Origin of the sequence: Planococcus sp. 1R117A, assembly GCF_051417975.1 — a bacterium.
Taxonomy (GTDB): domain Bacteria; phylum Bacillota; class Bacilli; order Bacillales_A; family Planococcaceae; genus Planococcus; species Planococcus shenhongbingii.
Genome location: NZ_JBPRLO010000002.1, coordinates 552,049 through 565,032, shown reverse-complemented (window position 1 = coordinate 565,032; position 12,984 = coordinate 552,049). Strand labels below are relative to the sequence as shown.

General features: G+C 45.3%; 13 protein-coding genes. All 13 read left to right on the top strand.

Annotated elements, in window-relative coordinates; translation table 11 throughout:
- Window positions 1-96 precede the first annotated feature (96 nt).
- The 13 genes from hrcA to ACSFXN_RS08170 all read left to right on the top strand — a co-directional run bounded on the left by hrcA (window position 97) and on the right by ACSFXN_RS08170 (window position 12,960).
- Entirely contained in the window at window positions 97-1,128 is a 1,032-nt protein-coding gene (gene hrcA, locus ACSFXN_RS08230; RefSeq protein ID WP_300992570.1) for a heat-inducible transcriptional repressor HrcA, read from the top strand.
- A gap of 18 nt (window positions 1,129-1,146) precedes the next feature.
- On the top strand, window positions 1,147-1,734 hold the full coding sequence (gene grpE, locus ACSFXN_RS08225) for a nucleotide exchange factor GrpE (RefSeq protein WP_437149655.1): 588 nt from the start codon (window positions 1,147-1,149) through the stop codon (window positions 1,732-1,734).
- A gap of 21 nt (window positions 1,735-1,755) precedes the next feature.
- Window positions 1,756-3,573 (top strand): molecular chaperone DnaK, encoded by a 1,818-nt coding sequence (gene dnaK / locus ACSFXN_RS08220; protein WP_437149654.1) that lies wholly within the window; start codon window positions 1,756-1,758, stop codon window positions 3,571-3,573.
- Between the two features lie 293 nt (window positions 3,574-3,866).
- Window positions 3,867-4,988: a molecular chaperone DnaJ gene (gene dnaJ, locus ACSFXN_RS08215; protein ID WP_437149653.1), complete on the top strand. Its 1,122-nt coding sequence runs from the start codon at window positions 3,867-3,869 to the stop codon at window positions 4,986-4,988.
- Window positions 4,989-5,003: 15 nt separating this feature from the next.
- On the top strand, window positions 5,004-5,945 hold the full coding sequence (prmA, locus tag ACSFXN_RS08210; RefSeq protein WP_437149652.1) for a 50S ribosomal protein L11 methyltransferase: 942 nt from the start codon (window positions 5,004-5,006) through the stop codon (window positions 5,943-5,945).
- A gap of 12 nt (window positions 5,946-5,957) precedes the next feature.
- Window positions 5,958-6,695: a 16S rRNA (uracil(1498)-N(3))-methyltransferase gene (locus ACSFXN_RS08205; protein WP_437149651.1), complete on the top strand. Its 738-nt coding sequence runs from the start codon at window positions 5,958-5,960 to the stop codon at window positions 6,693-6,695.
- A gap of 15 nt (window positions 6,696-6,710) precedes the next feature.
- Window positions 6,711-8,045, top strand: coding sequence for a tRNA (N(6)-L-threonylcarbamoyladenosine(37)-C(2))-methylthiotransferase MtaB (mtaB, locus tag ACSFXN_RS08200; protein WP_437149650.1), 1,335 nt, complete (start codon window positions 6,711-6,713; stop codon window positions 8,043-8,045).
- A gap of 30 nt (window positions 8,046-8,075) precedes the next feature.
- Window positions 8,076-8,744, top strand: coding sequence for a deoxyribose-phosphate aldolase (deoC, locus tag ACSFXN_RS08195; protein WP_437149649.1), 669 nt, complete (start codon window positions 8,076-8,078; stop codon window positions 8,742-8,744).
- A gap of 95 nt (window positions 8,745-8,839) precedes the next feature.
- On the top strand, window positions 8,840-9,013 hold the full coding sequence (gene rpsU / locus ACSFXN_RS08190; RefSeq protein ID WP_008431605.1) for a 30S ribosomal protein S21: 174 nt from the start codon (window positions 8,840-8,842) through the stop codon (window positions 9,011-9,013).
- A gap of 398 nt (window positions 9,014-9,411) precedes the next feature.
- On the top strand, window positions 9,412-10,401 hold the full coding sequence (locus ACSFXN_RS08185) for an NfeD family protein (RefSeq protein ID WP_437149648.1): 990 nt from the start codon (window positions 9,412-9,414) through the stop codon (window positions 10,399-10,401).
- A gap of 3 nt (window positions 10,402-10,404) precedes the next feature.
- Window positions 10,405-11,391: a flotillin-like protein FloA gene (gene floA / locus ACSFXN_RS08180; protein WP_437149647.1), complete on the top strand. Its 987-nt coding sequence runs from the start codon at window positions 10,405-10,407 to the stop codon at window positions 11,389-11,391.
- A 28-nt stretch (window positions 11,392-11,419) separates the two neighbouring features.
- Window positions 11,420-11,857 carry a hypothetical protein gene (locus ACSFXN_RS08175; RefSeq protein ID WP_437149646.1) on the top strand — a complete coding sequence of 146 codons (438 nt, stop codon included), beginning with the start codon at window positions 11,420-11,422 and terminating at the stop codon, window positions 11,855-11,857.
- Between the two features lie 143 nt (window positions 11,858-12,000).
- Complete coding sequence (locus ACSFXN_RS08170) at window positions 12,001-12,960, top strand: PhoH family protein (protein ID WP_300992593.1); 960 nt, start codon at window positions 12,001-12,003, stop codon at window positions 12,958-12,960.
- Window positions 12,961-12,984: the final 24 nt, after the last annotated feature.

Here is a 12,984-nt window from a genome sequence, read left to right as displayed (position 1 = left end):
AAAAAAGGCGCATCCGTTGACAAGGGAAATGGAATTTGTTAATTTTAATATAGTATTAGCACTCGCACACATAGAGTGCTAACAGAGGTGATGATCATGTTAACAGAACGGCAGTTACTCATTTTAAAAGTGACAGTAGATGATTACATTCAATCAGCTCAGCCGGTCGGATCGAACCAACTATCAAAAAAATCCGAACTTCCATTTAGTCCGGCAACGATTCGCAATGAAATGGCTGACCTCGAAGGGTTGGGTTTTTTAGAAAAAACCCACACTTCATCCGGACGCATCCCTTCTGAAAAAGGGTACCGTTATTATGTTGACCATATGCTGACGCCGCGGCCGCTTCCGAAACAAGACATCCAGCAGCTTCAGTCTATTTTTGAAGATAAAATTGCGGAGACCGAAGAAATCATCAAACGGTCGGCGATGATTTTGTCAGAATTGACGAATTATACGTCCATCCTGCTAGGTCCGGATGTCCGGAAGCATACCGTAAAAAAACTGTCGATTGTCCCGTTGACCATGGATACCGCAGTGGCTATCATCGTCACTGACAATGGGCATGTGGAAAATCGGGTCTTCACGATACCTGAGGGGCTTGATCCTGCAGATATCGAAAAGATGGTCAATATTTTGAATGACCGTCTTGTCGGTGTGTCGCTGAACGAGCTGCATCTGCGCTTGGAACAAGAAACGTTGACTGTTTTCAAACAGCATGTCAATCGTTATGGCGAATTGTTTTCCACTTTCCGGAAAGCGGTCATTTCCCCTCATGAGGATAATGTCTATTACGGCGGCAAGCTGAACATTCTGAGACAGCCTGATTTCCATGATCTTCACAAAATCAGGGATCTGATGAATGTCATGGAAGAATCCAAGCACATTCCGATGATTTTGCCTGTCGGCAGCCAAGGGCTTCATATACGGATTGGCTCAGAAAACGCTTTGTCTGCAATGGAAGACTGCAGCGTAATCACCGTTTCATACGATATCGGAGAAGAACAGACGGGTTCAATCGCTATAGTAGGTCCAAAACGCATGGATTATAAACGTGTCGTTACTTTATTGGATACACTAAGCGGCGAATTATCGAAACAATTGACCCGAATGATCCAGGGTAAGTGAAATAAAGGAGGAACAGATTTGTCTAAAGAAAAAGAACCTCAACAAACTGAAGATGTTGTCAGCGAAGTGGAAGTAGACGAGGAATTCCAGGCGCAAACAGATTCTGAAACAGAAACTGCCAGAAGGCAAGCGTCCGAAGAAGCGGCAGAAGCACAAGTTGATGAAACGGCTGCGCTCCGGGAGCAATTAGAAGCGGAACAAAACAAGTATCTTCGTCTTATGGCGGATTATGATAATTTCAAGCGCCGCACTCAAAAAGACAAACAAGATGCAGAAAAATTCCGTGCCCAGTCGCTGTTGACGGATTTATTGCCTGTCATGGATAACTTTGACCGCGCATTGGCTGTTGAAGCGAAAAGCGAAGAAGCCGCTTCTATTTTGAAAGGGCTGGAAATGGTCCGGAATAACTTGCTGGAAGCTGTTAAACGTGAAGGCCTCGAAGAAGTTAAGGCGCTTGGAGAACCTTTCGACCCGAACTTCCATCAGGCAGTTATGCAGGAAAAAGACGAAAACGCCGAGTCGGGTTCCGTGTTAATGGAACTTCAAAAAGGGTATACCCTAAAAGGCAGAGTGCTTCGTCCATCAATGGTAAAAGTTAACGAATAATCGAGTAATGGAGGAATTTAAATGAGCAAAATTATTGGTATTGACTTAGGAACAACAAACTCAGCTGTCGCAATTCTAGAAGGCGGCGAACCAAAAATCATTCCAAATCCAGAAGGCAACCGTACAACTCCTTCTGTCGTTGCATTTAAAAACGGCGAACGCCAAGTCGGCGAAGTTGCAAAACGCCAATCCATCACAAACCCGAATACAATTCAATCGGTTAAACGCCTTATGGGAACACAGGAAACCGTTTCAGCTGAAGGCAAAGACTATACGCCTCAAGAAGTTTCTGCGATGATCCTTCAATATCTTAAAGGCTATGCTGAAGAATACTTAGGTGAAAAAGTAACGAAAGCGGTTATCACAGTTCCTGCATACTTTAATGATGCACAACGCCAAGCGACAAAAGACGCTGGACGCATCGCAGGACTTGAAGTGGAACGCATCATTAACGAGCCGACTGCAGCTGCACTTGCATACGGCCTGGATAAAACAGAAACTGACGAAACTATCCTTGTTTATGACCTTGGCGGCGGTACGTTCGACGTTTCCATCCTTGAACTTGGTGATGGCGTATTTGAAGTAAAATCAACTGCCGGCGACAACCGTCTAGGCGGAGATGACTTTGATAAGCTTGTCATCGATTACTTGGTGCAGGAATTCAAAAAAGACAACGGCATTGACTTGTCGAAAGACAAAATGGCAACTCAGCGCTTGAAAGATGCTGCTGAAAAAGCGAAAAAAGACCTTTCAGGCGTTGCTTCTACACAAATTTCGTTGCCATTCATCACTGCAGGAGAAGCTGGACCGCTTCACTTGGAAGTGACATTGACTCGTGCGAAATTCGATGAATTGACTCACTCTCTGGTTGAGCGTACATTGGGCCCAACTCGTCAGGCGATCAAAGATGCAGGCATTTCGCCTTCTGAACTTGACCGCGTAATTTTAGTGGGTGGTTCAACTCGCATCCCGGCTGTACAAGATGCAGTTAAGAAAGAAACTGGCAAAGACCCGCATAAAGGCGTTAACCCGGATGAAGTCGTTGCAATGGGAGCAGCAGTACAAGGCGCTGTCTTGACTGGTGACGTGAAAGACGTTGTTCTTCTTGACGTAACTCCACTATCGCTTGGTATTGAAACAATGGGCGGCGTGTTCACGAAATTGATCGAACGCAATACGACAATCCCGACTTCAAAATCACAAACGTTCTCAACTGCTGCTGACAACCAGCCAGCTGTAGATATCCATGTACTTCAAGGGGAGCGCCCGATGGCAGCAGCCAACAAAACGCTTGGACGTTTCCAATTGTCGGATATTCCACCGGCACCACGCGGCATTCCGCAAATCGAAGTGACATTCGATATCGACAAAAACGGTATTGTCAGCGTTAAAGCGAAAGACCTTGGAACACAAAAAGAACAGACAATCACAATTCAATCCAACACATCATTGTCTGAAGATGAAATCGAACGCATGATCAAAGAAGCGGAAGAAAATGCAGAAGCGGATGCGAAAGTGAAAGAAGAAGTTGAACTTCGCAACGAAGCGGACCAAGCTGTCTTCCAAACAGATAAAACGATCAAAGACCTTGGCGAAGTTGTAACAGACGAAGAAAAACGCCAAGCGGAAGAAGCGCGTGATGAATTGAAGGCTGCTTTAGAAAGCGACAGCATTGATGCAATCCGTGAGAAAAAAGATAAATTGAACGAAATTCTTCAAAGATTGGCAATGAAAGCCTACGAGCAAGCTGCGGCAGCCCAACAGGGAGCTGAAGGCGGAGCGCCAGAAAGCGATGATATTGTAGACGCTGAATACGAAGAAGTAAAAGACGATAAATAAGCAAGACCGGGAAAAGTCAAAGCAAAGCAACATGCTTTGGCTTTTTCCCGCGTAAAAATGGTTTTTGTTTGGATGGTTTAAACGGTTTTATAATAGCGGATTTTTGTCTAGACTCCAGCGCCCAGATCCTTGGGTCATAAGCCACTCTGGCTGTGTGGCTGAAAACACGCCACTTTGCCAAAGTGACTTATGCCCGTCGAATCTACATGGGCGCTTCCGCTTTTCTTAGAGTCTTTGCAAGCCTATTCTAAACCGTGTACAATTACAGTTGACTGTAAGAGGGAGAGTGACTTATGAACAAGCGAGATTATTATGAAGTGCTGGGTGTTTCCAAGACCGCTTCTAAAGAAGAAATTAAGAAAGCATACCGGACATTGTCAAAACAATTCCATCCGGATATTAATAAAGCTGCAGATGCTTCTGAGAAATTCCAAGAAGTAAAAGAAGCATACGAAGTGTTGAGCGACGACCAAAAAAGAGCACAATATGATCAATTCGGCCATCAAGATCCGAATCAAGGATTTGGCGGTTTTGGCGCAGGCGGCGCTGATGGTTTCGGATTTGAAGATATTTTCAGCACGTTTTTTGGTGGCGGCACAAGACGGCGTGATCCGAATGCGCCAAGAAAAGGCGACGATCTCCAATATTCCATGACCATTGATTTCTTGGATGCAGTTTTCGGAAAAGAAGCAGAAGTGGAAATTCCGAAAGATGAAACGTGCGGAACTTGCCATGGCTCAGGTGCAAAACCGGGAACCAAACCGAAAAAATGTCCGCATTGTGAAGGCTCCGGCCAGTTGAATGTTACCCAAGATACGCCATTCGGGCGTATGGTTAACCGCCGTGCATGCCATTATTGCCAAGGTACGGGACAGATCATCGAAGAGAAATGTGCAACTTGCCGCGGTGAAGGAACAGTGCGCAAGATCAAAAAAATCAAAGTCACTATTCCGGCAGGAGTGGATGATGGCCAGCAATTGCGCGTCAGCGGCCAAGGTGGTCCAGGAGTCAACGGCGGACCGGCGGGAGATTTATATGTAGTATTCCGCATAAAACCGCATAAAACATTTGAACGTGAAGGTGACGATATTTATCTGGACTTGCCGATCACTTTTGCTCAAGCAGCACTTGGAGACGAAATCGAAGTTCCAACTGTATCGGGTAAAGTAAAGCTGAAGATACCAGCCGGAACTCAGAGTGGAGCCCGTTTCCGATTGAAAGGAAAAGGCGTCAAAAACGTCCATGGCTATGGTGTAGGCGATCAGCACATCATCATACGGGTAAAAACACCAACGAAACTGAACGAAAAACAAAAACAGCTGCTCCGTGAATTTGCGGAAATCAGTGGAGATATTCCAGAAGAACAAGGCAGTTCGCTGTTTGATAAGATTAAACGAACAATTAAAGGTGAGTAAAGGAGCCGGTTTTAAATGAAATGGTCAGAACTAGCGGTCCGTACGACAAACGAAGCGATTGAACCTGTGTCGAATATTTTACACGAAGCAGGGGCGAGCGGCGTTGTGATAGAAGACTCGGAAGATTTGACGAAAGAACGTGAAGACCAGTTCGGAGAAATTTATGCGCTGGATCCAGATGATTTTCCAAATGAAGGCGTTATTTTAAAGGCTTATTTGCCCGTCAATAGCTTTTTGGGAGAAACAGTTGAGGCGATTAAACTGGCCATCAGCAATTTGGTAAAATTTGATATCAATATAGGATCCAATGTGGTGACGATCAGTGAAGTGAACGAAGAAGAATGGGCAACAGCGTGGAAAAAGTATTATCACCCTGTTAAAATCTCTCAGCGTTTTACGGTTGTACCAACGTGGGAAATTTATAAACCGGTATCAAGCGATGAATTGATTATCGAATTAGATCCAGGCATGGCATTTGGAACAGGTACCCATCCTACTACAGTGATGAGCCTACAAGCGCTGGAAAAAACGGTTAAACAGGGCCATCGCGTGATTGATGTAGGGACTGGATCAGGTGTATTGGCAATCGGAGCCGCTTTGCTCGGAGCGAAAGAAGTCCATGCCCTTGATTTGGATGAAGTTGCTGTACGTTCTGCCCGCATCAATGTCAAACTGAATAAAGCTCAGGACAAAATCAACGTAGTCCAAGGGAATCTGCTGGATACGATTGATGAGCCAGGCGATGTAGTGGTAGCCAATATTTTGGCTGAAATCATCATCTCCTTTACAGACGATGCGTTCAATGTAGTCAAACCAGGAGGACGCTATATTACTTCAGGCATCATTTCAGCAAAGAAAAACGATGTGAAACAAGCGCTTGAAGCATCAGGGTTTGTTGTTGAAGATGTCATGATGATGGAAGACTGGGTAACGATCATATCAAAAAAACCGGAATAACGGGGTGCAGAGATGCAGAGGTATTTTATTGAAGGCAACGTACCCGAAAATCATAAAGTGACCATAACTGGCGATGATGCGAAGCACATCGCCAAAGTTATGCGTCAAAGTGAAGGGGACCAGTTGATAGTTGTGGCAGGTGGAAAAGCGTTTCTTTCGACCATTCTGTCTGCAGAATTTGATGTGGAAGTCCACATCGAAAACGAAATCGAAGCGGATGTCGAAATGCCCAAACAAGTGACGATTGCTTGCGGGTTGCCAAAAGGCGACAAGTTGGAACTGATTGCACAAAAATCTACGGAGCTTGGCATGCATGCCTTGATTCCTTTTGCCGCGGAGCGTTCAATCGTCAAATGGGATGGATCAAAAAGTGAGAAGAAACGGGTTCGGCTTCAAAAAATTGCAAAAGAAGCAGCTGAACAGTCACATCGGACACATATCCCGCACATACATAATATCCATACGTTCAAACAGCTGATGGAAGCGGCACGATCCTTTGATGCCGTCATTGTAGCTTACGAAGAAGAAGCTCGGGATAGCAGCCGGAAGCGGTTTGCCGAAACATTGAAATCATTGTATGATAAAGACTCGATACTCCTTGTATTCGGCCCGGAAGGCGGGATTTCAGAAGCGGAAGTTTCGCTGTTAAAAGAAAGCGGCGCACTGTTTACATCTCTTGGGCCGCGAATTTTACGCACGGAAACAGCTCCGTTATATGCATTATCTGCAATGTCCTATGAATTCGAATGAAAGAGGTGGGCACTTATGTCAACGGTGGCGTTCCATACCTTAGGCTGTAAAGTGAATCATTATGAAACAGAAGCAATCTGGCAATTGTTCAAAGAACAAGGCTACGAGCGCGGCGAGTTCGATCATCATTCCGATGTTTATGTCATTAATACGTGCACTGTAACCAATACAGGAGACAAAAAAAGCCGCCAAGTGATACGCCGGGCCGTTCGGAAAAATCCCGATGCTGTCATTTGTGTGACAGGCTGCTATGCCCAGACTTCCCCGGCTGAAATCATGGCGATTCCGGGCGTCGACATCGTGGTGGGCACACAGGACCGCACCAAACTGCTCGGGTACATCGAACAATATAAAGAAGAGCGGAAACCGATCAATGCGGTCGGCAATATCATGAAAAACCGGATATATGAGGAACTTGATGTGCCGGCTTTCACTGACCGCACGCGTGCATCATTGAAGATCCAGGAAGGCTGCAATAATTTTTGCACTTTCTGCATTATTCCCTGGGCCCGCGGCCTTATGCGTTCACGTGACCCGCAAGAAGTGGTGCGCCAGGCACAGCAGCTGGTCGATGCCGGCTATCTGGAAATCGTCCTGACCGGCATCCACACAGGCGGTTACGGGGAAGACCTGAAAAACTATAACCTTGCACAGCTGTTGCGCGATTTGGAGACGGAAGTCAAAGGGTTAAAGCGGCTGCGGATCTCGTCCATTGAAGCAAGCCAATTGACGGATGAAGTGATTGCAGTGCTGCGCGATTCAAAAATTGTCGTCCGCCATTTGCATATTCCGATCCAATCCGGATCGAACACGGTCTTAAAACGCATGAGACGGAAATACACGATGGAATTTTTCGCGGACCGGCTTGTCCAGCTGCGAAAGGCATTGCCGGACCTTGCCATCACTTCAGACGTTATCGTTGGCTTTCCTGGAGAAACGGAAGACGAGTTTATGGAAACATTCAATTTCATCAATGACCATAAATTTTCAGAACTTCATGTTTTCCCTTATTCGAAACGCACGGGCACACCGGCTGCCCGGATGGAAGACCAAATCGATGAAGAAATTAAAAATGAACGCGTTCACCGGCTGATTGCTTTAAACGATCAGCTGGCAAAAGAATACGCTTCGCATTTTGAAGGAGAATTGCTGGAAATTATTCCAGAAGAATGTTTTAAAGAAAATCCAGACAGCGGTCTGCTGGAAGGCTATACGGATAATTATTTAAAAGTCGTGATTCCAGGAGACGAATCGTTGATTGGCAAAATCGTCAAAGTGAAAATCACCAAAGCGGGATATCCATATAACGAAGGGCAATTTGTCCGTGTTATGGAAGAATTGACCGTTTAATAAACTTAGAATCAGAATGGAGCTTTCTACATGGCAAACTTAGCCTCATATATCGACCACACATTACTGAAACCCGAATCAACAAAAGAACAAATCGTCAAGCTTTGCAAAGAAGCGGCAGAATACAACTTCGCTTCTGTTTGCGTCAATCCTGCATGGGTAGCAACGGCTGCAAAAGAACTGGCAGACAGCACGGTAAAAGTCTGTACCGTCATCGGTTTCCCGCTTGGCGCATCGACTTCAGAAACAAAAGCATTTGAAACGACAGATGCCATTTCCAAAGGCGCTGGCGAAATTGATATGGTCATCAATATCGGCGCACTTAAAAGCGGCGACATGGAATTGGTCAAGAATGACATTGCTGCAGTCGTGGAAGCGGCAAAAGGCAAAGCGATTGTTAAAGTCATCATTGAGACCAGTTTATTGACTGATGAAGAAAAAGCGGCAGCTTCACGCCTTTCAAAAGAAGCAGGAGCGGATTTCGTCAAGACTTCAACAGGATTTTCTACAGGCGGAGCAACCGTAGCGGATGTGAAATTGATGCGCGAAACAGTCGGGCCGGATCTTGGAGTGAAAGCTTCCGGTGGAGTTAGAAGCCTGGAAGATGTAGAAGCGATGATCGAAGCGGGAGCTACTCGCATCGGTGCAAGCTCGGGTGTTCAAATCATGCAGGGGCTAACTTCAAATACGGATTATTAACTGTTGACCTATAAGAGGTTATACGGTATAATTTTTTAATATATAACACTAGTTGTTATGTGTTTCAACGTGTGTTCGGAGGGAGGGAAAAAGAGATGACAAAAACAACTGTTCGTAAAAACGAATCAATTGAAGATGCTCTTCGCCGCTTCAAACGCACTGTTTCTAAATCCGGAACAATGCAAGAGGTAAGAAAGCGCGAGTATTATGATAAGCCAAGCGTAAAACGCAAACTGAAATCAGAAGCTGCGCGTAAACGTAAATTTTAATTGACTTTACTTTAAATCGACTTTTAAAAAATATGAACGATCAGCTAAAACCGGCTGTACGAGAAATCGTGCAGCCGGTTTTTTATTGTCTTAAAATAACTATATTATTTTATGAAACTGCCAATGTTTAAAGGCCATCCGAGAAGAATAACTATATCTATTATAAAATGTGAATGAACAGCAATGATTCTTCAAATTTTCAACCATGAATAGGACCCTTGAAGATAAGGGCAAATGTGTCAGAGGTAAGCAGTTCTTAAAAGACTGTGCTGAAAATGTAAGCGCATTCTTTCTTTAATGGAAAAAAATCATTTATAATAAAAAGAGCGAATATTTATGAAACCATTTGCTTAGTCATCCGTAAATAAAGTAACAGTAAAACGAAAGGAGAGATTCCTTTGCGCAGCCTTAAAGGTTTTACGGCTTTTGGTCTTTTTCTATTGTCATTTCTGCTGCTGATCCCTGCTCTCCATGCTGCCGGAAGCCCTGTTTATGCAGTGCCCATTAAAGCGGAAGCAGCCGATACGGAAGCTGTCATATTCGAAATCGACCAAGCAGGCAATGCGGACGCTGACAAAGCGAACAGTGCCTGGCCGTTGATAATGGAAAAGGATGCCGTTTCTTCCGGCGGTGATTCACAGTATGCTTTGGCAATGGCCAATGCCAATAGTGATTTGCAGGAGTATCAGGCCGGAGAAGCTGAAATCGTCAATGCCGATGAAACTTTCTCAGAAAAATTAGCGGAATTTCTGACCAATCCATTCGTCGTGCCGGTTTTGTTGTCGATTGCCGCTCTTGGATTGCTTTTGGAAATGTTCACGCCGGGCCTTGGAGTGCCGGGGCTGCTTGGGCTCTCTTCGTTATTATTGTTCTTTTACGGGCATCTGGTCGCAGGCTTGGCTGGGTATGAATCGATCATCTTATTGATAATCGGTTTTGCCTTGTTGGCCGCCGAACTTCTTATGCCGAGTGGTATAATAGGATTTTTAGGGCTTGCCGCTATACTCGGTAGCGTGCTCTTGGCAGGAGGAGATCTGAAAACTACTGCCATTGCAATACTTATTGCATTAATTGTAGCTACAGCAGGGATGGTGATCATATTGAAATTTTTCGGCAAACGGCTTCACTTATTCAAACGGATAATTTTGACTGATGCCACTGATACGGCAAGCGGCTATGTCTCGGCTGTCAATCGTCCGGAACTGGTGGGGCAGATTGCTGTAACGGTAACCGCGCTACGTCCATCCGGAACCATCAAACTGGATGATGAACGGATTGATGCCGTATCAGATGGCCGTTTCGTGGATTTGGGCAAAAGCGTTAAAATCATTAAAGTAGAAGGTTCTCGTATCGTTGTTCGGGAGATTGACCAAGAAGGGGAGGAATAAGAAATGGGAATTGAAACACTTGGATTAGGCGCTGCAATAATCGCCATCATCGTTGTATTGGCTATTTTCTTCACGTTTGTTCCGATTACGCTTTGGATTTCCGCTTTGGCGGCTGGCGTACGGGTCAGTATTTTTACATTGGTTGGGATGCGGCTGCGCCGCGTAATTCCGTCGCGGATTGTAAATCCGTTGATCAAGGCTTCAAAAGCGGGATTGACAGTTACCATTAATCAGCTTGAAAGCCATTACTTGGCAGGCGGTAACGTTGACCGCGTAGTGAATGCTTTGATTGCCGCACATCGGGCAAACATCGAATTGCCGTTTGAACGCGCAGCTGCAATCGATTTGGCTGGGCGTGACGTATTAGAAGCGGTTCAGATGTCCGTTAACCCGAAAGTCATTGAAACGCCATTTATTGCAGGTGTGGCAATGAATGGGATTGAAGTGAAAGCGAAAGCCCGCATTACAGTTCGGGCCAATATCGACCGTCTGGTTGGTGGTGCCGGTGAAGCAACAATCGTTGCCCGTGTAGGCGAAGGGATTGTTTCGACTCTTGGTTCCAGTACAAGCCATGCGACTGTGCTTGAAAATCCGGATTTGATTTCTCAAACCGTTTTGGCCAAAGGGCTGGATTCCGGTACTGCATTTGAAATCCTGTCGATCGATATTGCAGACGTGGATATCGGCAAAAACATCGGTGCCGAGCTTCAGACTGAACAAGCGGAAGCCGATAAAAAGATTGCTCAGGCAAAAGCGGAAGAACGCCGTGCAATGGCCGTGGCAAGTGAACAAGAGATGAAAGCGAAAGTGGTCGAAATGAGAGCGAAAGTGGTCGAAGCGGAAGCGGAAGTGCCGCTTGCTTTGTCAGAAGCCCTTCGCACCGGTAATATGGGTGTCATGGATTACGTGAACTATAAGAATATCCAATCCGATACCGGCATGAGAGATTCAATTGCCCGTACAGGTACTGAAAAAGCAGACGTTAAGTAATGCCGGGCAGTAAAGGGAGGTTTTAAGCATGGAAGCTCTCATCTTCGGTTTAATAGTGATGGCAATCGGAGCCTTTTTCAACAATAAAAAAAGGGCGGAAGATTCTGATGCGCCTGCTAAACGCAAAGTGCCCGGAAGAGAGGCTGGACAAAGGACTTTCAAACGGGCTGAAGATTACGCGAAAGAAATTTACGGGGAATTGCAGACCCAGATGAACGGCCACCCGGAACGCACTCAGCAAGTCAAACGCGCTGTAGAAAAAGCAGCTGAGAAAGCACCGGTCAAAAAAGCGCAGAAACAAGCAAAAGAAATGATGTCTCCAGGCAGATTGTCGGCTCATAACCCGCAGCCTCTAGCGAAAGAAAAAGAAAGCGGAAGCGAAGAATTATTGCCGCTTGATGCAAATGATGTCCAACGAGGCATCATACTGGCAGAAATTCTGTCGCCGCCAAAATCAAGAAGATAAGATAAACCGGTCAGCCCATGCTGACCGGTTTTATTTAGATAATTTTATTATGTAAACTTAATCCATATAAAATGTTTTACAACTATTCACACTTAATGATACAGTGAATTTATAGTAAAAATGCGATTCCAAGGAGCGAGTACATGACAGAAAACCAATTACTTGAACTTCATGTGAAAGATCCAAATGAAGCGGTGCTGCTGCTCGGGATATCTGATAGTCACATGACATTGATTGAAGAAGCATTTCAAATTCAAATAATTACTCGCGGCGATGTAATCCGGCTGTCTGGCTCAGATGAAGGCAAACAGGTAGGAAAAGTGCTGATTGAACAAATATTGAAAGTGATCCGCAAGGGAATCAATATTGATCAGCGCGATATCGTTTCTGCAATAGAAATGGCGAGAGCCGGGACTATTGAATATTTCGCTGAACTTTATGATGAAGAAGTTGCCCGCAACGCCCATGGCAAAGCGATACGTGCAAAAACAATTGGCCAGCGCCATTATATCCATGCGGTGCGAAGCAAAGATCTTGTATTCGGAATCGGCCCGGCCGGAACGGGGAAAACTTATTTAGCGGTGGTTATGGCTGTACAGGCTTTAAAAAATGGCCAAGTGAAGAAAATTATTTTGACGCGGCCGGCAGTGGAAGCAGGCGAAAGTCTAGGGTTCCTGCCAGGCGATCTGAAGGAAAAAGTAGATCCTTACCTGCGTCCTCTATACGATGCGCTGCACGACGTGCTGGGCTTGGAACAGACAAATCGTTTGATAGAGCGCGGAACCATTGAAATAGCGCCTCTAGCCTATATGAGAGGCCGCACGCTGGATGAAGCATTTGTCATTTTGGATGAAGCGCAGAACACAACAAAAGCGCAAATGAAAATGTTTTTGACACGTCTGGGGTTTGGTTCAAAAATGATTATTACAGGAGACAAAACGCAGATTGATTTGCCGCGCGGAGTCGAATCCGGTTTGATTGCAACAGAGACGATCTTGCAGAAAGTTCGCGGCATCCATTTTCAATACTTGGAACGCGGCGATGTCGTCCGCCATCCACTTGTGGCAAAAATTATTGAAGCATACGAAGACCAGCCTATTTAAAGGCTGGTTTTTTTTTATTAACAT

Bases quoted from the DNA above. Each gene is read 5' to 3' on its own strand.
- dnaJ (WP_437149653.1), top strand. From the start codon at position 3,867: ATGAACAAGCGAGATTATTATGAAGTGCTGGGTGTTTCCAAGACCGCT.
- ACSFXN_RS08175 (WP_437149646.1), top strand. From the start codon at position 11,420: ATGGAAGCTCTCATCTTCGGTTTAATAGTGATGGCAATCGGAGCCTTT.
- ACSFXN_RS08205 (WP_437149651.1), top strand. From the start codon at position 5,958: ATGCAGAGGTATTTTATTGAAGGCAACGTACCCGAAAATCATAAAGTG.
- ACSFXN_RS08170 (WP_300992593.1), top strand. From the start codon at position 12,001: ATGACAGAAAACCAATTACTTGAACTTCATGTGAAAGATCCAAATGAA.
- deoC (WP_437149649.1), top strand. From the start codon at position 8,076: ATGGCAAACTTAGCCTCATATATCGACCACACATTACTGAAACCCGAA.
- hrcA (WP_300992570.1), top strand. From the start codon at position 97: ATGTTAACAGAACGGCAGTTACTCATTTTAAAAGTGACAGTAGATGAT.
- dnaK (WP_437149654.1), top strand. From the start codon at position 1,756: ATGAGCAAAATTATTGGTATTGACTTAGGAACAACAAACTCAGCTGTC.
- rpsU (WP_008431605.1), top strand. From the start codon at position 8,840: ATGACAAAAACAACTGTTCGTAAAAACGAATCAATTGAAGATGCTCTT.
- prmA (WP_437149652.1), top strand. From the start codon at position 5,004: ATGAAATGGTCAGAACTAGCGGTCCGTACGACAAACGAAGCGATTGAA.
- floA (WP_437149647.1), top strand. From the start codon at position 10,405: ATGGGAATTGAAACACTTGGATTAGGCGCTGCAATAATCGCCATCATC.
- mtaB (WP_437149650.1), top strand. From the start codon at position 6,711: ATGTCAACGGTGGCGTTCCATACCTTAGGCTGTAAAGTGAATCATTAT.